The sequence below is a fragment of the Stenotrophomonas rhizophila genome (assembly GCF_003651185.1).
Taxonomy (GTDB): Bacteria; Pseudomonadota; Gammaproteobacteria; order Xanthomonadales; family Xanthomonadaceae; genus Stenotrophomonas; species Stenotrophomonas maltophilia_Z.
Window position 1 is genome coordinate 2,460,216 of record NZ_RCDC01000004.1, and the last position, 18,809, is coordinate 2,479,024.

The 18,809-nt window shown below is 66.6% G+C and carries 18 protein-coding genes; 7 read left to right on the forward strand and 11 right to left on the reverse strand.

All coding sequences use genetic code 11. The features are described 5' to 3' along the window. Window positions 1-88: 88 nt before the first annotated feature. The 4 genes from BCL79_RS10985 to BCL79_RS11000 all read right to left on the reverse strand — a co-directional run bounded on the left by BCL79_RS10985 (window position 89) and on the right by BCL79_RS11000 (window position 5,139). Complete coding sequence (locus tag BCL79_RS10985) at window positions 89-1,363, reverse strand: M12 family metallo-peptidase (RefSeq protein ID WP_147433888.1); 1,275 nt, start codon at window positions 1,361-1,363, stop codon at window positions 89-91. Between the two features lie 147 nt (window positions 1,364-1,510). Then, window positions 1,511-2,011: a cytochrome c oxidase assembly factor Coa1 family protein gene (locus BCL79_RS10990; RefSeq protein ID WP_121040796.1), complete on the reverse strand. Its 501-nt coding sequence runs from the start codon at window positions 2,009-2,011 to the stop codon at window positions 1,511-1,513. A gap of 39 nt (window positions 2,012-2,050) precedes the next feature. Further along, window positions 2,051-4,279 carry a S9 family peptidase gene (locus BCL79_RS10995; RefSeq protein ID WP_121040798.1) on the reverse strand — a complete coding sequence of 743 codons (2,229 nt, stop codon included), beginning with the start codon at window positions 4,277-4,279 and terminating at the stop codon, window positions 2,051-2,053. A 170-nt stretch (window positions 4,280-4,449) separates the two neighbouring features. After that, window positions 4,450-5,139, reverse strand: a complete 690-nt coding sequence (locus tag BCL79_RS11000) for a glutathione binding-like protein (RefSeq protein WP_121040800.1) — start codon at window positions 5,137-5,139, stop codon at window positions 4,450-4,452. A 106-nt stretch (window positions 5,140-5,245) separates the two neighbouring features. Between BCL79_RS11000 and BCL79_RS11005 the strand changes: the two genes are divergently transcribed. From BCL79_RS11005 to BCL79_RS11015, 3 genes are all read left to right on the forward strand, one after another. Then, window positions 5,246-5,857: a TIGR00645 family protein gene (locus tag BCL79_RS11005; protein WP_121040802.1), complete on the forward strand. Its 612-nt coding sequence runs from the start codon at window positions 5,246-5,248 to the stop codon at window positions 5,855-5,857. A 187-nt stretch (window positions 5,858-6,044) separates the two neighbouring features. Further along, window positions 6,045-7,040 carry an energy transducer TonB gene (locus tag BCL79_RS11010; protein ID WP_121040804.1) on the forward strand — a complete coding sequence of 332 codons (996 nt, stop codon included), beginning with the start codon at window positions 6,045-6,047 and terminating at the stop codon, window positions 7,038-7,040. Between the two features lie 204 nt (window positions 7,041-7,244). Further along, a complete protein-coding gene (locus tag BCL79_RS11015; protein WP_121040806.1) occupies window positions 7,245-7,940 on the forward strand; it encodes a transposase in 696 nt (231 codons plus the stop codon). A 135-nt stretch (window positions 7,941-8,075) separates the two neighbouring features. Here the strand turns inward: BCL79_RS11015 and BCL79_RS11020 are convergent, their stop codons facing one another. From BCL79_RS11020 to BCL79_RS11040, 5 genes are all read right to left on the reverse strand, one after another. Continuing rightward, window positions 8,076-9,260 carry an ABC transporter permease gene (locus BCL79_RS11020; protein WP_121040808.1) on the reverse strand — a complete coding sequence of 395 codons (1,185 nt, stop codon included), beginning with the start codon at window positions 9,258-9,260 and terminating at the stop codon, window positions 8,076-8,078. Next, on the reverse strand, window positions 9,257-10,003 hold the full coding sequence (locus tag BCL79_RS11025; RefSeq protein ID WP_121040810.1) for an ATP-binding cassette domain-containing protein: 747 nt from the start codon (window positions 10,001-10,003) through the stop codon (window positions 9,257-9,259). The genes BCL79_RS11020 and BCL79_RS11025 overlap by 4 nt, the downstream gene beginning before the upstream one ends. Before the next feature lie 34 nt (window positions 10,004-10,037). After that, window positions 10,038-11,546 carry an alpha/beta hydrolase gene (locus tag BCL79_RS11030; RefSeq protein ID WP_121040812.1) on the reverse strand — a complete coding sequence of 503 codons (1,509 nt, stop codon included), beginning with the start codon at window positions 11,544-11,546 and terminating at the stop codon, window positions 10,038-10,040. Between the two features lie 131 nt (window positions 11,547-11,677). Beyond that, on the reverse strand, window positions 11,678-12,847 hold the full coding sequence (locus BCL79_RS11035) for a GGDEF domain-containing protein (protein ID WP_121040814.1): 1,170 nt from the start codon (window positions 12,845-12,847) through the stop codon (window positions 11,678-11,680). 96 nt (window positions 12,848-12,943) lie between these two features. Beyond that, window positions 12,944-13,693, reverse strand: coding sequence for a ferredoxin--NADP reductase (locus BCL79_RS11040; protein ID WP_121040816.1), 750 nt, complete (start codon window positions 13,691-13,693; stop codon window positions 12,944-12,946). A 104-nt stretch (window positions 13,694-13,797) separates the two neighbouring features. On the opposite strand from BCL79_RS11040, the gene BCL79_RS11045 reads away from it, so the two are divergent. From BCL79_RS11045 to BCL79_RS11060, 4 genes are read left to right on the forward strand one after another with little or no spacing between them, the layout of a single operon-like run. Further along, a complete protein-coding gene (locus tag BCL79_RS11045; protein ID WP_121040818.1) occupies window positions 13,798-14,757 on the forward strand; it encodes an ABC transporter ATP-binding protein in 960 nt (319 codons plus the stop codon). Beyond that, complete coding sequence (locus BCL79_RS11050; protein ID WP_121040820.1) at window positions 14,754-15,554, forward strand: ABC transporter permease; 801 nt, start codon at window positions 14,754-14,756, stop codon at window positions 15,552-15,554. The genes BCL79_RS11045 and BCL79_RS11050 overlap by 4 nt, the downstream gene beginning before the upstream one ends. Next, a complete protein-coding gene (panE, locus tag BCL79_RS11055) occupies window positions 15,554-16,492 on the forward strand; it encodes a 2-dehydropantoate 2-reductase (RefSeq protein ID WP_121040822.1) in 939 nt (312 codons plus the stop codon). Before BCL79_RS11050 ends, panE begins: the two co-directional genes overlap by 1 nt. A 5-nt stretch (window positions 16,493-16,497) precedes the next feature. Continuing rightward, window positions 16,498-17,394: an epimerase gene (locus BCL79_RS11060; protein WP_121040824.1), complete on the forward strand. Its 897-nt coding sequence runs from the start codon at window positions 16,498-16,500 to the stop codon at window positions 17,392-17,394. Between the two features lie 22 nt (window positions 17,395-17,416). Here BCL79_RS11060 and BCL79_RS11065 read toward each other — a convergent pair whose 3' ends face one another. Continuing rightward, on the reverse strand, window positions 17,417-18,214 hold the full coding sequence (locus tag BCL79_RS11065; protein ID WP_121040826.1) for a TatD family hydrolase: 798 nt from the start codon (window positions 18,212-18,214) through the stop codon (window positions 17,417-17,419). A gap of 52 nt (window positions 18,215-18,266) precedes the next feature. Next, window positions 18,267-18,788, reverse strand: coding sequence for a hypothetical protein (locus tag BCL79_RS11070; protein WP_147433889.1), 522 nt, complete (start codon window positions 18,786-18,788; stop codon window positions 18,267-18,269). Between the last annotated feature and the right edge of the window lie 21 nt (window positions 18,789-18,809).

Genomic DNA, 18,809 nt, shown 5'->3' on the forward strand with positions numbered 1-18,809 from the left:
TTTCCACGTTTCAACGCTGGCATGATGAATGGAATTTCACTAGCTAACGCTAGGCACATTGCGTAGTTCTCTCGCCTGTAGGCAATGATCAAGGGTCTGGATAGAAGGCCGCAATCGTGGCACGCGTCTCGTTCAGCACGCGAACGTTGTGATGTTGCCGCGCCGTTCCGGCGGGTAGTCCATTGTGACTTCCGCTTGGCGAAGACCATCGATTGATGCGACCGCATTCGCGGTCGCTGCAATCGTAAGCCATCACTGTCCGCCAACGATCAGGCGTGTTCAGCGGCGCCTGATAGCCGTGGCCATATTCGAATTTCGGAGGATGGACGGAGGCATGCGCCAGGTCATGATCGGCGCCAAGCAAGTGGCCAATTTCATGAGCAAGGCTGTTCTTCTCGTCTGCAAGGCAGTTCCGCTCCACCACCGCAAACGCCGTCTCCTTCGTTGCCAGCAAGCGCTGTGCCTGGCCGCAAACAGTAGGTGCGTCGTCTGTATCGACGATCATCAAGATGAGATCCGCTTTCTCCATCTGCCGCATTCTATGGACGAGCCAGAGCGGCCCTTCGATGCCTAACGCTAGATCGTCCAGCGCCTGCAACACGGTCGATTCGGCATATCCGGGGAGCGCATTTCCCGCCCGCTGCAGGTCAACGAGAACTCCGCTCTCTCGAAATCCTTCATTTGCATGTGCGACAGCTCTTTGCATCATGCTAAAGATCTGCTCTCTCCCATCCGCCAGTGATTTGTTCCCATAGCCGAAGGCGACCCGGATAGTGGATCGCTCATCGGACTGAGTGACTTGGTCGAGAATGAGCGGATCCACTGGATATGGGTCGCGCACCGTGGGTGCCTCGTTCGGCAGCCTCCGCAGATCACTGCGCACCAACAGGTCCCCGAACAGTTGGTAACGAAGATGACCTCGGGTGAAGCTCGTCATCAACTCGCCATTTTCCATTTCGATGACGTGGACAATCTGGGGCATGCCCCCTGCACCACGCCCACCGACCACTTCACCCACCCACAGGTGCCGCGACGACGTGGCTTCACGATGGACTTCCCGTCCCGTTCCGATGGCCTGATAGAGCGGTGTAATGTCCGTCTCACTATTGGCAGCGCGCATACGGTTGACGACGAGAATGCCGTCAAACAGATCGACCTGAAGCTGGTCAGCCGCCAGCGCAGCACGGTGCACCTCTACCCGCCGGGCCCAGTCGAAAATGCCCTTGGAGTAGCGCTTGCGCGCCTCCGGTCCAGGGTCCCATCCGTCGGCGGGCACCTCGATGAACGGTACCGCCGCCCAGGTCGTCGGCGCCAGCAACACGCCACACACCGCGATCAACCAACCACACAGGATGCGTTTCACGTCTCCACCTCGCCTGCAGCGTTGCCCGACCGGGCAGGTGCATCGAGGCTAACGGCAGCAGGTGCGCGGAACGCCGCGCGGCATCACGGTATCAACGAAACCATCCGTCATCTCGGATTCGAAAGGCTGACGCTTCCAAGCCACCCCTCAAAGACGGAGCGACGGTGGGCACTCGCCCTTGGCCCGGCACTCGGCCAGCGCGCAGCGCTCGGCGGCCTCGGCATCATCCAGCGCGGTCAGATCGATGGCGTCGTTGGCATCGGTGACCACATACAGCATCGGGTAGTCCCAGTGCACGCCACTGCGCTTGGCATTGAGGAACAGGCGGCCCTTCCCTTGTGGACCGCTCACCCCGATCACGAACTGGCTCTGGCCATTGGAATGCATCGAGCCGGCCGGCAGGTAGCCATCGCGCAGGGGCTCACCCAGCGCTTCGACCAGCTCGACGTTGCAGCGCGCGCGGCGCATGGCCTCCTGGTAGGGCGTGCTGGATTTGCTCCAGTACGCCCACTGGGACAGCGCGAACCACACCGCGCCCGCTGCCGCCGCCATGCCGACCACCACCGCCACTGGCATGGCCCAGCGCCAGTGGCGTCGCCACCAGCCGGTGGACACGGTGGTACCAGGAAGTGCGGGCGGCAATGTCATCGGCAAACTCCTTGTCAGGCCGGTGGCAGGAACGGCGGATCAGGGCGCCAAGCAGCGCCCCAGGAAATCCTCGGCCAGGCGGTAGCGGTGCAGCGCATTGCTGCCCGACAGGCCGTGCTTGGCACCGGGATAGGTCATCAGTTCAAACGGCTGGCCGCGCTTCTGCAACGCGCTCATCAACACGGTGGAGTTGGTGAACAGCACGTTGTCATCGGCCATGCCGTGGATCAGCAGCAGGCGCGAGCGCAGGCCGTCGATATGCGCCAGCACGCGCGCTTCTTCATAGCCCTTGGGATTGTTGCCCGGCAGGTTCATGTAGCGCTCGGTGTAGTGGGTGTCGTACAGGCCCCAATCGGTCACCGGTGCACCGGCCACGCCGCAGGCGTAGCTGTCGGAGGCCTTGGCCAGGAGCATCAGGGTCATGTAACCGCCGTTGGACCAGCCCTGCACGCCGATGCGCGCCGGATCGACCCAAGCCTGCTGCTTCAGCCAGGCCACGCCGCGCAGCTGGTCGGCCACTTCCACCGTGCCCTGCACGCCGTACAGCGCACCGCCGAAATCACGGCCGCGACGCGGGGTGCCGCGGTTGTCCAGCGAGAACACCACGTAGCCCTGCTGGGCCAGGTACTGGTTGAACAGGTGATCGCCACGGCCGGGCCAGCTGTTGGTGACCGTCTGCGAGGCCGGGCCGCCGTAGACATACACCACCACCGGGTAGCGCTTGGCCGGATCGAAACCGGTCGGCTTGATCAGGCTGTAGTGCAGCTCGGTCTTGCCGTCGGCGGCGGTCAGGGTGCCGAACTCGACCGGGCGCTGCGCATCGAGATAGTGCGCGTAGGGATGTGCCGGGTCTTCAAGATTGTTCTCGACCAGGGTGGCGATCTTCTCGCCGTTGGCACGGTGCAGCGCGATCTGCGGCGGCGTGGTGGTGTTGGACCAGCTGTCCACGTAGACGCTGGCGTTGCGCGCGAAGCTGGCGGTATGCATGCCCGGGGTCTGCGACAGGCGCTGCGGCGCGCCACCCTGCAGCGACACGGCGTACAGCTGGCTGTCGCGCGGGCTGTCCACGCCGGCGCGGAAGTAGACCTTGCCGGCGTCTTCGTCCACGGCCAGCAGTTCGTCCACCGGCCAGTGGCCGGCGGTCAGCGCGGTGACGGTCTTGCCGTCATCGGAGATGCGGTACAGGTGCTCGAAACCACTGCGCTCGGACGACCACACAAAACCGCCCTGCTTGAGGAAGCGCAGGCTGTTGTGCAGCGGCACCCAGGTCGGCGACGTTTCGGTCACCAGGGTGCGCTGCTGGCCGCTGGCCAGTTCGGTCTGCACCAGTTCGAGCGTCTTCTGATCGCGCGACTGGCGCTGGAAGGTCAGGTGCTTCGGGTCGCGCCAATCGACGCGGGCCAGATAGATGTCGGGGTTGCGGCCGAGGTCGATCCAGCGCGGCGGGGCGTTGCGGCGCGGGGCGATCACCGCCAGTTTGACGGTGACGTTGTGGTCGCCGGCGGCCGGGTAGCGCTGCTCGATCATCTCGGTGCGGTCGGCATACATCTCGTAGCGCTTCTGCACCGGCACCGGGGACTCATCGATGCGGGCGAAGGCGATGGCCGAGTCATCCGGCGCCCACCAGTAGCCGGTGTGGCGATCCATTTCCTCATCGGCGACGAACTCGGCCACGCCATTGCCGATGGTGTCGCTGCCATCGCGGGTGAGCTGGAGCTGCTGGCCGCTCGCCAGGTCGATCACCCACAGGTTGCGGGCGCGCACGAAGCTGACGAAGCCGCCCTTGGGCGAGAGCTTGGCATCGGTAGCGAAGCCTTCGCCGTGGGTGAGCTGGCGCACCGCGGCCTTGCCCTGCTTGCTCAGGTCGTACAGGTACAGCTCGCCGCCGAGCGGGAACAGCAGGGTGCGGGCGTCCGGCGACCACTGGTAATCGACGATGCCGGTCATCGCGGCGATGCGCTGGCGCTCGCGGCGCGCCTTTTCAGCGTCGCTCAGGGTTTCCGTGCCGGGCAGCACCACCTTGGAATCGACCAGCAGATGGGTCTGGCCGCTGGCGATGTCGTACGCCCACAGGTCCAGCTGGTTGCGGTCCGCATCCTTGCCGCGCAGGAAGCTGACCTGCGAGCCATCCGGGGCCACCTTGGGTTTCATCAGGGTCGGGCCGGACAACGGCAGCGGGCCGGTGATGGCATCCAGGGTCAGTTTTTCAGCGTGGGCGATCGAGGTCGAGGCGAGCATCAGGGCGAGCGAAGCAAACAGGTGGCGCATGGAGGGTTCCGGGAGCGTCTGGGCAGTCCCCGGCCAGGAAAACGGCACGGGGAACGCTTCATCCTAACCAAAACCGCTCCGATCGTGCCGGGGATGGCGGGTATCCTGCCGCGCCAAGCGTGCCGGAAAGCCGGCCAGCGGCCGGCATGACCGGGCAGGCGACCAATGCGTCAGCGTTGGCCGAACAGGTGCTTGCGCTCTTCCTCGCTGAGCGGCTTGCCGGCCTGCGGGTTCACCTGCTCGCGCAGGGCATACGCGCGCTGGGTGGCCGGTCGGGCGGCGATCGCGTCATGCCAGCGCTTGAGGTTCGGGAAGGCGTCAAAGTCCACCGGAAGCGTGTCGTAGGCCCCGATCCACGGATAGCTGGCCATATCGGCGATGCTGTAGTCATCGCCGCCGAGGTAGGCACTCTGCGCCAGGCGCTTGTCCATCACCCCGTGCAGGCGACGCACTTCGTTGTTGTAGCGCTCGATCGCATAGGGAATCTTTTCGGGCGCGTAGACGTTGAAATGGCCCATCTGCCCGCTCATCGGGCCGAGCCCGGCCATCTGCCAGAACAGCCATTCCAGTACCGCCACGCGGCCGCGGGTGTCGGCCGGCAGGAAGCGGCCGGTCTTCTCGGCCAGGTACAGCAGGATCGCGCCGGACTCGAACACGCTTTGCGGGGCGTCGCCGTCGGTGGGCGGGTGGTCGACCAGCGCCGGCATCTTGTTGTTGGGTGAGATCGCCAGGAAGGCAGGCGTGAACTGGTCCCCGGCGCCGATGTTCACCGGCTGGATCCGGTACGGCAGCCCGGTTTCCTCCAGCATCAGCGTGACTTTGTGGCCATTGGGGGTAGGCCAGTAGTACAGATCGATCATGGCGAGGGCTCGCGAAGAGAGAATCCCGAGTCTAGTCCGTCACTCGGCTTGGCAGGGTCAAGCCGGACCGTTACGCTGCGCCGTCCCCGCAACGCAGCATTCCAGCATGAGCTCGACCTCGAAATCCCCGAACGCCCTGTCCACCCTCATCTTCGCCTCGCGCTGGCTGCAGGTGCCCCTGTACCTCGGCCTGATCCTGGCCCAGGGCGTCTATGTGTTCCTGTTCGGCAAGGAACTGTGGCACCTGCTGCACCAGGCAAACCAGATGGGCGAGCAGGAAATCATGCTGCTGGTGCTGGGCCTGATCGACGTGGTGATGATCTCCAACCTGCTGGTGATGGTGATCGTCGGGGGTTATGAAACCTTCGTGTCGCGTCTGCGCCTGGAAGGTCATCCGGACCAGCCGGAGTGGCTGAGCCACGTCAACGCCAGCGTGTTGAAGGTTAAGCTGGCGCTGTCGATCATCGGCATCTCCTCGATCCACCTGCTCAAGACCTTCATTGGTGCCGGCAACCTGGGCGCCCTGCCCGCCTGCAACAGCGAGGCGTACCTGAAGGCCGTCGCCGCCGTGGGCGATGTCATCAAGTGCTCCACGATGACCTCCGACGGTGTGATGTGGCAGACCATCATCCATGGCGCCTTCATCCTCTCGGCGATCGGCATCGCCTACACCGACAAGCTGATGAGCGGCACGCCAAGCAAGGCACTGTCTCACTGAGGCTTGCACGGCAGCGGCGGCATCGGTGAGGATGCCCCCTGCCCTGGACGCCTGGCCCCCGGGCCGGGCGGGGTGATGCTAGATTGCACACCTGCGGGTCCGCCGTGGACGTCGGGAAACGTCCATGGCCTTCGGTCGGCCTGACCGCATCAGGCTCTACGTATCGTCGTCTTCAAAGGGGAGTTGGATGTCGCACGTCAAGACTCATGGCCCGGCGCGGCTGTTCGCGCCGATGATCCTGCTGGTGGCCCTGTCCGCCTGCTCGGGCAAGGACGAGACCGTACCGGCGACGCCGGCGGCCCCTGTGGCCCCCACTGCTGCCCCGGCCGCACCGGCGGTGTCGGCCAAGGTCCAGTCGATGGGCACCGAGGAACTGCGCGAGCTGGCCAGCAAGGCGCTGCGCGAGAACCGCATGTACGCCCCGGCCGGCGACAATGCCATCGAGTATTACCTGGCGCTGCGCGACAAGACGCCGGATGACGCCTCGGTCAAGAGCGCGCTGACCGATCTGCTGCCCTACACCCTGATCGCCGCCGAGCAGAACCTGGGCCGCGAGGACTTCGCCGAGACCCAGCGGCTGGTCGCGCTGATCGAAAAAGTGGACCCGACCGCCCCGGCGTTGCCGCGCCTGAAGCAGGGCATCAGCGGCAGCATGCAGACCGCCCTCAAGCGCACCCAGGAAGAGACCGACAAGGTCAAGAAGGACGCCGAGACCCGCGCCAAGCAGCTGGTGGAACAGCAGAAGCTGGCCCAGCAGCAGACCACCGAAGCCGAGGCCGCACGGCAGATCGCCGCGCAGCAGGAAGCCGCGCGCCGTGATACGCAGGATGCCGAGCGCCAGGCCACCGCCCGTCGCGAGGCCGAACAGCGCCAGCAGCAGGCGGCCGCCCAGCAGGCGGCGGCGACCCGCCAGGCCGCCGCCGCACCCAGCCTGCGCCCAGTCAGCACGCCCGCCCCGCGCTACCCGGCCGACGCCCTGCGCTCGGGCATCTCCGGCGAAGTACTGGTCGAACTCACGGTCGGCACCGACGGCTCGGTGACCGCCGCTCGCGTGCTGCGCGCCACCCCGGCCCGCGTGTTCGATCGCGAAGCGCTCAATGCGGTCAAGCGCTGGAAGTTCGAACCGGTCGGTGCACCAGTCACGACGCGCCGTACGCTTGCCTTCGCGCCGGAAGGCGGCTGATCGCGGCGTCACGTTGGATGACGAAAGGCCCGGAGCGATCCGGGCCTTTTTTTTAACGGGGACGGGGGTAGTTAATAACAGGGACGGAGGTAGTTAAGCGGAGGTAGTTAAGCGCGCTTCTCTTACGGCTGCGTGCACCACAGGCCTAGCTCTTTTTCCTGCGTGGGTCTGCAAGGTAACGGTTCGCCATCAACGTTGCCGACCATGCCCCGTTCCGCTCGCTTGGTTCTCCCCGGCATTCCGCTTCACGTCATACAACGTGGGGTCAATCGCGCTGCACTGTTCATCGACGATGAAGACCGGCGTCACTACCTGCGCCTGTTGCGCAATGCCTGCCGCAAGCAGGCGGTTGCCATTCACGCGTTCGTGCTGATGGGCAATCACGTCCATCTTCTGATCACACCGTCTACAGTGGAGGGGCTGGCCCCCGCCATGCGGCAGTGTGGGCAGAACTATGTGCAGTACTTCAACAAGCGACATGTGCGGAGCGGTACGTTGCTGGAGGGCCGGTTCAAATCCTGCCTGGTGGATTCCGATGGTTACCTGTTGATGGTGCATCGATACATCGAGCTGAATCCGGTACGGGCCGCGATGGTGGCGTTTCCAGAGGAATATCGATGGTCCAGCGTTCGGGTGTACCTCGGCCTTGAGCACAACCCGATGCTGACACCACATCCCTGTTACACCCTCCTGGGCCCGACGCCGGAAGCGCGTGCGAATGCATACAGCGAATGGCTGCGGGCCAGCATTCAACCAGACGAACGAGAGCGGATCGTGATCTACGTCGCGCAGGAGCGCGCGTTGGGCAGCCCGCGCTTCCAAGACATGGTGGGACGGGCATTGCAGAGGTCCGTGGTCTGCAGGCTTGCGGGAAGACCGGTCAAGGAGACGGGCGACTAGCAGACTATCGGTCAGCGTCCTGGTACCACCTGACGCCCCCGAATTAACTACCTCCGAATTAACTACCTCCGTCCCTGTTATTAATTACCTCCGTCCCCGTTAAGAAGAAGGGCCCCTTTCGGAGCCCTTCGTCGATCAACCCGAAATCGCCAACCGCTCCTGGTGGTAGCGACGCACTGCGGCATACCAGAACAGCGCCGCCAGACCGAAGCCCGCGCCGAGGTAGACCGCCCACATCTGCGGGCTGATCGCTTCGTGGCGGATGATCTTGAGCAGCATCTGGTTCTGCGCCAGGAACGGCACCGCGAACTGCCACAGCTCACTCTTGATCGGGTACACCATCAGCGCATACCCCGGCAGCATCGGCAGCAGCATCAGCCAGGTCATGTGGCTCTGGGCTTCTTTCATGCTTTTGGCGGCGGCCGAGAGGAAGGTCAGCAGCGACGTGCCGATGAACAGCATCGGCAGCATGATCAGCAGCATCTGCAGCATCGGCAGGAAGCCCATGTTGAGCTGCCGGCCTACCCCGCCGGAGGAGAGCTGCGCACTGATCTTGAAGGCCGCCAGGGTCAGCAACAGCGACGCCACACCGACCGCGCAGGCCGCAGCGATCTTGCCGCTGACGATCGCACTGCGCGGTGCCGGGGTGGCGAGCAGCGGCTCCAGCGATTGCCGCTCACGTTCGCCGGCCGTGGTATCCATCACCAGGTAGGCGCCGCCCAGGAACGAGGTGATGGTCAGCAGGATCGGCAACAGCACCGACAGCATCATCCCGCGCTTGGCTTCGGCGGTGGCCAGATCCTGTGCGGCAACGTCCAGCGGTCGCGCCACCTGCGCATCGATGCCGCGGGCCAGCAGGCGCAGCGCACCGACCTGCTGGCTGTAGCCGCCCAGTGCCGCCTCCAGGCGACTGCTGGGAATATCGGCGGCGCGGCGCGTACTGTCCTTGATGATCTCCACCAGCGCCGGGCGGCCGTCGGCCCAGTCCTTGCCGAAGTCTGGGCTGATGCGCAGCGCCACATCGATCCGCTGGCTGCGGATCGCCTCGGTGAGGTCTTTCGGTGCCTCGGTCGCATTCAGACCCTGCGACGCCAGGAAACGCACCAGATTGGGGGCATGCTCGCCGCCGATCATCGGAATTTCCAGCGGCTGCTCGATCTGCGTCTTGACCCGGCTTTCGGCCAGCTTGCTCATGCCCAGGATCAATACCGGGTACAGCAACGGCCCCAGCAGCAGCGTCAGCGCGAGCGTGCGGCGGTCACGGGAGAGATCGCGCAGTTCCTTGCGCATCACGGTCAACAGCGTGGCGAACGAACTCATGCGTGCAATCCTTCTTCGGTACCGATCGCCTTGACGAAGGCATCTTCCAGGTTGCTTTCCCCGGTCTGTGCGCGCAGCTCATCGGCGCTGCCGGCCGCCATCACCGTGCCCTGCGCGATGATCACCACGTGGTCGCACAGCGCAGCCACCTCCTGCATGATGTGGCTGGAGAAGATCACGCAGCGGCCTTCGTCGCGCAGCCCGCGCAGGAACCCGCGCAGCGCGCGCGTGGTCATCACGTCGAGCCCGTTGGTGGGCTCATCCAGGATTACGTTGCGCGGGTCGTGCACCAGCGCGCGGGCGATCGCGGTCTTGGTGCGCTGGCCCTGCGAGAAGCCTTCGGTCTGGCGGTCGAGGATGTCGTCCATCTCCAGCGCCGTGGCCAACACCTTGGTGCGCTCACGGATCCGCGCCGCGCTCAGGCCGTGCAGCTGGCCGAAGTAGGCGATGTTCTCGCGCGCGGTCAGGCGCTTGTACACCCCGCGCGCGTCCGGCAGGACCGCCAACTGACGACGCACCGCGACCGGGTCCACCGCTGCGTCGATGCCATCCACCAGCACGCGCCCCTGATCGGGCTTCATCAACGTGTACAGCATGCGCATGGTGGTGGTCTTGCCGGCACCATTGGGGCCGAGCAAGCCGGTGATGCGGCCATCATCGGCCTGGAAGCCCACGTTCTGGACGGCCTGGATCAGGCCGGTCTTGGTCTTGAACGCTTTATGCAGATTCTCGGCGACGATCATGCGCGCACCTCCCAGGTGCGGTACGAAGTACGGTTCATGGGGCCCACCCGTTGAACGAGGTGAAGGCGGGCACCGGGCTGAGGGTATCCAGGCAGGTGGCGTCGAGGGATTTGGCGTCGGCCGTGTCGATGAACTGCCCGAGGATGCGCGGCATGCAGCCGGCGTTGATCGTGCCGTGGCCCTGCCCCTTGGCGAGCAGGTGACGGCCGTTGGGCAGCTGCTTGACCACCTGCTCGGCGTAGCGCGGCGGTGTGACCGGATCGAACTGGCCCGACAGCAGCAGCACCGGCAGCGTCGAGGCGAACGGCGCGGTGAAATCCTTTGGTCGCGAACCGGCGTTCCAGGCCGGGCACGCGGCGAAGAACATGCGCGCCACTTCCGGGCCCAGCACGCGGTCGCCCTGCGCGCCTTCCTGATAGCGATCGGCATCTTCGGCGCACAGCACCGACCACTGCATGCCTCGGTTCATCTGCACGCCGAGGGTGCGGCTGGCCATCTTGCTCAGCGACATCAGCGGTGCATATCGTCCTTGGGCAGCTTCATCCAGCATGACCGGCAGCAGCGAGGACAGCTCGGGCATGTACGAGAACATGAAGGCCAGGGCGGTGACCGAGTCGGCGGTCAGTACGCCATGCTCTGCCTGACCGGTGCCCGGGTTGCGGTACTCGACCTCGACCGGGGCCTTGGCCAGGGTCGCCATGACGTTGCGCAGCTGCGTGCGGGTATCCACCGGGAAGCGCTTGGCGCAGATCGGATCCTGGCGGCACTGCGCCGACTGCAGGCTGATCGCATCTTCGAAGGTGTTGGCGAAGTCACCGCCAACCACCAGATCGTTCGGCACCACACCGTCGATCACCACCGTGCGGGTGTGCTGCGGGTAGCGCGCGGCGTACTGCTGTGCCACGCGGGTGCCGTAGGAGCCACCGACCAGGTTGACCTTGTCCACGCCCAGCGCCTTGCGCACCGCATCCAGATCACCAACGGCCTCGGTGGTGGTGTAGAAGCGGGTGTCGGCGCGGCCGGTCAGCGACTGCGCGCACTGGCGGGCGTAGTCCTCGATCAGCGTGCTGCTCGGCGCCGCATTCTCGTCCAGCGGCAGTTCCTTGCCCTGTGCGTCCAGGCAGCTCAGCGGATTGGACTTGCCGGTACCGCGCTGATCGATCAGGAAGATGTCGCGCTGCTTGCGCACGTCGCGCAGTGCCATGTTGACCGGTGCGGCAACCTCCGTCGCGGCCTGGCCCGGGCCACCGGCGACGAAGAAGACGGGGTCGCCGTTGCCCGCGCCATCGTTGCCGGCGCCCAGCCAGGCGATGTTCAAGCCGATCCTGCGACCGTCCGGTGCCGCCGGGTTCTCCGGCACCTGCAGCGTGGTGCATTGGGCTTCGACATTCGCGCTGGCCTGCGCGCTGGTCAGGGTGCAGGGCTGGAACGCCAGCGTCCCGTAGAGGCGCTCTGCCGCTTTGGGCGTCGCCTCCGGGGCAGCCTGGCAGGCAGCCAGCAGCAGGACTGCTGCGCTGGCCAGGGGACGGCAGGGAAGTCGCATGGTCGATCTCGTCCTGGAGTGAAGGGTCTCAGCATGCCATGACGACCGGGCGGCGCGGATGTGACTACACGCGTTGAGGCCGCCGTTGCGCCCGGTGCACGAAGATCTTCCTGTGGACCCGCCGAGCGGCGTCAGTCCACCAGGATCGCCGCTGCGCTGATGGTGCGGTCGCGGCCCTCGGCTTTGGCACGGTACAACGCGGTATCGGCGTCGCCGAGCAGGCGTGCGATGTCGTCACGGCCCGCATCGATGGCGAGGCCGATGCTGGCCGTGACCGGCACCAGCAGGCTCTCCACGCGGGCCGGTGATTCGCGCAGCGAACGCCGGATCCGATCCGCACACTGCAGTGCCTGCGCGGCATCGGCTCCGGGCAACACCACAACAAACTCCTCACCGCCATAGCGCCCGAGCAGGTGCTCGCGGTCGGCCACGCAGCCGGCCAGCACGTCGGCCACATGCCGTAGCACCGCATCGCCGGCCAGATGCCCCCAGCGGTCGTTGATCTGCTTGAAGTGGTCCACGTCCAGCAGCAGCAGGGCCAGCGGTCGCGGCGTGCGGCGCACCACCTGCAACAGGTTCGCGCCATCAGCGAGCACGGCACCGCGGTTGAGCAGGCCGGTCAATACGTCGGTGCGCGCCAGCCGCTGCAGATCGACCAGCATCCGTTCCACCAGCAGCAGCACCAGGGCGAAACAACGCGCCAGCTCCAGAATCAGGCCGGCCAGATACGTGGCGAATACCGGCGAACCGGCGCGCATGATGTCCTCGCCCGCATCCGGCGCCACCGGCAGGAACAGGCGTACCAGGTACAACAGGGCCTGCGCGGCGAACACCGCCGCTGCCAGCCGGCAGCTGGTGCGCTGGGCAGGCGGCGCGTGGCGCAGCAGCAACCACGCCATCCAGGCGTTGAGCAGCACCGCGAATACACTGAACACATTCAGCCGGATGACCAGGCTGGGATGGACCACCAGGAAAAAGGCGATGGCGCCGAGATACGTGGTGGCCAATGCCAGCGGCTGCCACCCGGGCAGCCGGCGGCCCAGATGGCGCGCCACGCCATACAGCATGAGGACACCGGACAGCGCGACGGCGACATTGCCGACGAGGATGCCCGCAACCTGCGGCAGATAGGGCCGCAGCGCCACCAGCGTCAGGCTGACCGACAGCATCCACAGGCTGGCCGTCCACAGCCGCAGTGCCGGTTGCCGCCGCAGTACCAGCAGCAGCAGTGAAAAGCCCATGGCGATGCCCAGGCACAGCAGGAAGCCGAGCACGGCGATGGTGGGGAAATCCAGGGGCATCGGGTCAGCCAGGCGGAAGCGGCGCGCGGCGCATCTTACCGCCCGCCGCGCGCCGATGCCGCTGGCGGCCCTGCCCTGAGGCACGGCTGCCGGGGACTACTTACTGCTGACGTACTTCTCGCGCCGCACCTGCGGCGTGGGCAGGCCGGCAGCCTTCAGAACCTCGAACGTCGCATCGACCATGTCCGGGTTGCCGCACAGATAGGCGATATCGGTGGCCGGGTTCGGGGCGAATTCGGCCAGATGCTGCTGCACGTAGCCGTGGCGCACGTCCGGATGGGGGTTCTCCGGCAGCTCGCGGGACAGGCACGGCACGTAGCGGAAGCCCGGATGGGCAGCCGCGAAGGCATAGAAGTCCTCGCTGTAGAGCAGTTCGGCCGGCGTTCTGGCGCCCTGTAGCAGGACCACCTCGACCCCGCGTTCGGCCATGGCGGTCGCCAGCAGCGGCAGCATCGACCGGTACGGGGTGACCCCGGTTCCGGTGGCGATCAGCAGGTAGCGGGCGTTGTGGTCGCCCGGCTGCAGGCAGAACCGGCCGAACGGGCCGCTGGCGCTTACGTGACCCCCGATGTCCAGGCCCTCGAACAGGGCCGTGGCGGCGCCGCCGGGGACGAAACTGACCGCGATATCGACCGCATCGCCCGCGCCGAGCGCATGATCATGAATGGTCGCCAGCGAGTAACTGCGCTTGGTGGCAGTGCCGTCGGCGTACTCGAAATGGACCTGGATGAACTGACCGGGCTGGAAATCCAGCGGCTGGCCGTCATCACGCAGGAACTGGTAATGGCCGATGGTGGGCGCCAGCATGCGCCGGTCGACCAGTTTGAGGGGGAATTGGGCAGGCACGACGTTTCGGGACAGTGTGTAGCCGGGGCGAGCCCTCGGGGTCTTCTATAATAGCCGCTCCCCGCCCCTATCCAGCGCCAGCCCTTAGGCGCGAAGGCAAGAGCTTGGCTTCCCAGAACACTCCCGCGCCCACCGCCGCGCCCGCCCTGCGGGTGCGTGACCTCCGCAAAACCTATGACAACGGCACCCAGGCGCTGAAGGGCGTCTCCCTGGACGTGGCCCCGGGCGACTTCTTCGCCCTGCTGGGCCCCAACGGCGCCGGCAAGTCGACCCTGATCGGCATCATCAGCTCGCTGGTGAACCTCAGCGAAGGCCAGGTCGAGGTCTTCGGCAGCGACCTGGTGCGCAACCGCAGCGCCACCATGCGCCTGATCGGCCTGGTCCCCCAGGAGATCAACTTCAACCTGTTTGAAAAGCCCTTCGACATCCTGGTCAACTACGCCGGCTTCTATGGCGTGGCGCGTGCCGAGGCCGAGAAGATGGCCGAGGAAGAGCTCAAGCGCGCCCACCTGTGGGAGAAGGCGCAGGTGATGAGCCGCACCCTGTCCGGCGGCATGAAGCGCCGGCTGATGATCGCCCGCGCGATGATGACCCGCCCACGCCTGCTGATCCTGGATGAGCCGACCGCCGGCGTGGACATCGAGATCCGCCGCGACATGTGGCGCGTGCTCAAGGAGATCAATGCCGCCGGCACCACGATCATCCTCACCACGCACTACCTGGAAGAAGCCGAGCACCTGTGCCGGAACCTGGCCATCATCAACCATGGCCAGATCGTCACCCAGGGCCCGATGCGCGAGCTGCTGGCCAAGCTGGACGTTGAAGGCTTCCTGTTCGACATCGACGGCAGCCTGCCGGCCCAGCTGCCGGAGATCGACGGCGCGATCCTGATCGCCACCGACAGCCACACGCTGGATGTGGACATGCCGCGTGCGATGGACCTCAACCGGGTGTTTGACGCCTTGAACGCTGCCGGCATCCGCGTGCGTTCGATGCGCACCAAGAGCAACCGCCTGGAGGAGCTGTTCGTGCGCCTTACCGGCAACCAGGAGAACGTGGCATGAGCAGCATCCCGACCCCGGTCATCACCGACGGCCAGCGCAACCGCATCGCCCTGATGACCATCGTGCGCCGCGAAGTGGCGCGCATCCTGCGCATCTGGGGCCAGACCCTGGTGCCGCCGGCGATCACCATGACCCTGTACTTCCTGATCTTCGGCGGGCTGATCGGCTCGCGCGTGGGCGAGATGGGCGGCTACAGCTACATGCAGTTCATCGTGCCGGGCCTGGTGATGATGAGCGTGATCCAGAACAGCTACGGCAATATCAGCTCGTCCTTCTTCGGCGCCAAGTTCGGCCGCCACGTGGAAGAGCTGCTGGTCAGCCCGATGCCGAACTGGGTGATCCTGTGGGGCTATGTGTCCGGTGCTGTACTGCGCGGCCTGATGGTCGGCGTGATCGTGCTGATCATCGCCATGTTCTTCACCCCGGTGCGCATCCCGCATCCGCTGGTGACGCTGACCACGGTGCTGCTGGGCGCGACGATCTTCTCGCTGGCCGGCTTCATCAATGCGGTGTACGCCAAGAAGTTCGATGACGTGGCGATCGTGCCGACCTTCATCCTGACCCCGCTGACCTACCTGGGCGGCGTGTTCTATTCGGTGAAGCTGCTGCCGACGTGGGCCGAAGCGGCCACGCACGCCAACCCGATCTTCTACATGGTCAACGCATTCCGCTACGGCCTGCTGGGCACCAGCGACGTGCCGCTGTGGGTGGCCTACGCGCTGATGATCGGCTTCGTGGTCGCACTGACCGCGCTGGCACTGTGGCTGCTGAAGCGTGGTGTGGGGATGCGCAGCTGATGCGCATCCTGATCCTCGGCGCCGGCGGCACCGGCGGGTACTTCGGTGGTCGCCTGGCCCAGGCTGGCGTGGACGTGACCTTCCTGGTGCGCCCGGCGCGCGCGGCGCAGCTGGCGCGCGAGGGCCTGGTGCTGCGCAGCCCGCTGGGCGATGCGACGTTCCCGGTCAAGCACGTCACCGCCGACGCGCTGCCCGCACTGGCGAGCGCCGAGCCCTTCGATCTGGTGATCCTGAGCTGCAAGGCTTACGACCTGGCCAGTTCGATAGAAGCGATCGCCCCGGCGGTCGGCCCGCGCACCACGGTGCTGCCGATCCTCAACGGGCTGCGCCATTACGCCGATCTCGATGCGCGCTTCGGCCGCGATGCGGTGCTGGGCGGGCTTTGCTTCATCAGCGCGACCAAGGCCGCCGATGGCGCGGTGGTGCATCTGGCACCGGCCGCAAAACTGACCTTCGGCGAGCGCGACGGCACCGGCAGCAGCGCGCGCGTGCTGGCGCTGGCGGCGGCCTGCGTACAGGCGGGCGTGGACCACGTCGCCACCGATACCATCGGGCAGGAGCAGTGGATCAAGTACACCTTCCTGACCACGCTGGCGGCGGCGACGTGCCTGATGCGCGCCGATGTCGGCACGATCGTGGCCACCGATGATGGCGCGGCGATCGTGCGCGGCCTGTACGAGGAGTGCGTGGCGGTGGCCGAGGCGGCCGGCGAGCCGATTCCGGCCAAGGCACGCGGGATCGCGCTGACCGCGACCACCCAGGCCGGCTCGGCGTTGAAGGCCTCGATGCTGCGCGATCTGGAAGCCGGCCAGCAGGTGGAGGCTGAGCACATCGTCGGCGACATGCTGGTGCGTGCACGCGCAGCCGGACAGGCGGCGCCGCTGCTGGCGGTGGCCTATGCACACCTGCAGGCCTACCAGCAGCTGCGCAGCGCCTGAGCACGATGCCTACCGCGCCGCCCGCCCGCGTGCTGGTGCTGGGCCTGGGCTACAGCGGCCGGCATCTGGCCGCGCTGCTGCACGCGCACGGCGTGGCCTGCAGTGGCACGGTGCGTGATCCGGCGAGTGCGCCGGAGGATGGGCTGCTCCGCCACCGTCTGGTGGCAGGCGAATCGATCAGCGCGGGCCTGTGCGAGGCAATCCGCACGGCCGAGGCCATCGTCTGCGCCGTGCCACCCGATGCGGAGGGCGACCCGGCGTTGCGCCTGCTCACCGATGCGCTGAGTGACAGCCCTGCCCTGCGCTGGGTGGGCTATCTCTCTTCGACCGCGGTGTATGCCGACCGCGCTGGCGGCTGGGTCAACGAGACATCCACTGCCGATGCGACCGATGAGACCGCCCTGAAACGTCTGCACGCGGAACAGCAGTGGCAGGCCCTCGCGCAGGCCCGCGGCATCGCCTCGGCGATGTTCCGGCTGCCGGGCCTGTACGGGCGCGGGCGCAATGCGCTGGTGCAGCTGGCGCAGGGCAAGGCGAGGCAGGTGGTGCGGCCGGGGCAGGTGTTCAACCGGCTGCATGTGGAGGACCTGGCCAGCGGGTTGCTCGCGGCAATGCAGCCCGCCGAAGGCCATGCGCTGTATCTGCTCAGCGATGACGAACCGGCGCCGTCACAGGATGTGCTGGCGTATGCCGCGATGCTGAGTGGGCTGCCGCTGCCTGCCGCGCAGGCGTGGGACGCACCGGAGGTGGCCGCCTCCCTGCGCCGCTTCTACAGCAGCAACAAGCGCATCGATGGCCGCGCCACGCGCGCGGCACTGCAGTGGCAGCCACGCTTCACGACCTACCGCGAAGGGCTGGACGACGCGTGGGCCCACGGCGACGGACGCCCTGCGCTGCGGTAGCCCACGACCGGTACCTACCTTCTCAGGCCGCGCCAGGCAAGCGGAAGAACGCGCGCGTAGCCGCCGTCGCATTGGCGGCCGTGGTCGCCACGTCTTCCCCACGATCGCGGGCCAGCTCTTCAACAATGTGCGACAGGAACATCGGCTCGTTGCGACGGTCCTTTGGCAGCGGCTTGAGCGTGCGCGGCAGCAGGTACGGTGCGTCGGTCTCGATCATCAGGCGGTTGGCCGGGATGTGCTTGACCAGCTCACGCAGATGGGCGCCGCGGCGCTCATCGCACAACCAGCCGGTGATGCCGATGTACCAGTCCTGGTCCAGGTAGTCGAACAGTTCCTGGCGCTCGCCGGTGAAGCAATGCACCACCGCCGGGCCGAGCTTGCCGTCGAAATTCTTCATCTGCGCCATGAAATCGGCATGCGCGTCGCGCTGGTGCAGGAACAGCGGCTTGCCGTTCTCGGCGGCGAGCTGCAGCTGGCGCTCGAAGGCACGGTGCTGCGCCGGGCGCGGCGAGAAATCACGGAAGTAGTCCAGCCCGCACTCACCGACCGCCACCACCTCGGCATGGGCGTGCAGCGCGCGCATTTCCGCGTCGCATTCGTCGGTGTATTCCACCGCATGGTGCGGGTGCACGCCAGCGGTCGCGTACAGGAACCCCGGATGCTGGCGGGCCAGATCCAGCGCCATCGGCGAATGCTCGCGGCTGGCGCCGGTGATCACCATCTGCACCACCCCCGCCTCGCGCGCACGCGCCAGCACGGCGTCGCGGTCGCGATCAAAGGAATCGTGGGTGAGGTTGGCGCCGATATCGATCAGTTGCATGGGGCTGCTGCAGGACGGGAAACCCGGCCATTGTACCTGCGCCCCGGCAGGCTCAATCGGACGCCCCGCGCGCGGGGCGATCATGGCGCTCCCACCGCGTAGGCAGGCCGAACGCTGCGCAGTCGCGGCACGTCAGCGCGCCATCGGCGGTGGCGTCGAAACGCAGGCGGCGCGCGGCATTGTCAGCACACTCAGCGGTATCGTCAAGCAGCAGCGCGAAGCCATCCGTCCGCCGGCACAACCCCAGAATGTCCTTGCGACGGTCCAGCGTGCTGCCCGCCAATGCCTTCAGCGTGATGTAAGCCACGTCGTCGGCCAGCTGCAGGCTCGGATACACCGCTTCGCGCAACGTGCCATCGGCCAGTGCGCGCTGGATCGCAGCGTCATCGCTCAACCCCGCCGGCAGGTAGCGCGCCTGGATCTGCGCCCGCACGAGCACGGCCCAGTGGTTGCCATCGTAGGGTGCGTGCAGCGCCGTGTCCGCCTCGGCGGTGGCGGGCTCGGCAGCGATGGCAGCGAACGGCGCCATGGCGCCTGCGATCAACAACGACAGCACGCGTAGAGCGCAGCGCATCGGGGTATCCATGGGGTCAGG

Coding starts and splice junctions, on each gene's coding strand:
- BCL79_RS10990 (WP_121040796.1), bottom strand. CDS start 2,011: ATGACATTGCCGCCCGCACTTCCTGGTACCACCGTGTCCACCGGCTGG.
- BCL79_RS10995 (WP_121040798.1), bottom strand. CDS start 4,279: ATGCGCCACCTGTTTGCTTCGCTCGCCCTGATGCTCGCCTCGACCTCG.
- BCL79_RS11000 (WP_121040800.1), bottom strand. CDS start 5,139: ATGATCGATCTGTACTACTGGCCTACCCCCAATGGCCACAAAGTCACG.
- BCL79_RS11005 (WP_121040802.1), top strand. CDS start 5,246: ATGAGCTCGACCTCGAAATCCCCGAACGCCCTGTCCACCCTCATCTTC.
- BCL79_RS11010 (WP_121040804.1), top strand. CDS start 6,045: ATGTCGCACGTCAAGACTCATGGCCCGGCGCGGCTGTTCGCGCCGATG.
- BCL79_RS11015 (WP_121040806.1), top strand. CDS start 7,245: ATGCCCCGTTCCGCTCGCTTGGTTCTCCCCGGCATTCCGCTTCACGTC.
- BCL79_RS11020 (WP_121040808.1), bottom strand. CDS start 9,260: ATGAGTTCGTTCGCCACGCTGTTGACCGTGATGCGCAAGGAACTGCGC.
- BCL79_RS11025 (WP_121040810.1), bottom strand. CDS start 10,003: ATGATCGTCGCCGAGAATCTGCATAAAGCGTTCAAGACCAAGACCGGC.
- BCL79_RS11030 (WP_121040812.1), bottom strand. CDS start 11,546: ATGCGACTTCCCTGCCGTCCCCTGGCCAGCGCAGCAGTCCTGCTGCTG.
- BCL79_RS11035 (WP_121040814.1), bottom strand. CDS start 12,847: ATGCCCCTGGATTTCCCCACCATCGCCGTGCTCGGCTTCCTGCTGTGC.
- BCL79_RS11050 (WP_121040820.1), top strand. CDS start 14,754: ATGAGCAGCATCCCGACCCCGGTCATCACCGACGGCCAGCGCAACCGC.
- panE (WP_121040822.1), top strand. CDS start 15,554: ATGCGCATCCTGATCCTCGGCGCCGGCGGCACCGGCGGGTACTTCGGT.
- BCL79_RS11060 (WP_121040824.1), top strand. CDS start 16,498: ATGCCTACCGCGCCGCCCGCCCGCGTGCTGGTGCTGGGCCTGGGCTAC.
- BCL79_RS11065 (WP_121040826.1), bottom strand. CDS start 18,214: ATGCAACTGATCGATATCGGCGCCAACCTCACCCACGATTCCTTTGAT.
- BCL79_RS11070 (WP_147433889.1), bottom strand. CDS start 18,788: ATGCGCTGCGCTCTACGCGTGCTGTCGTTGTTGATCGCAGGCGCCATG.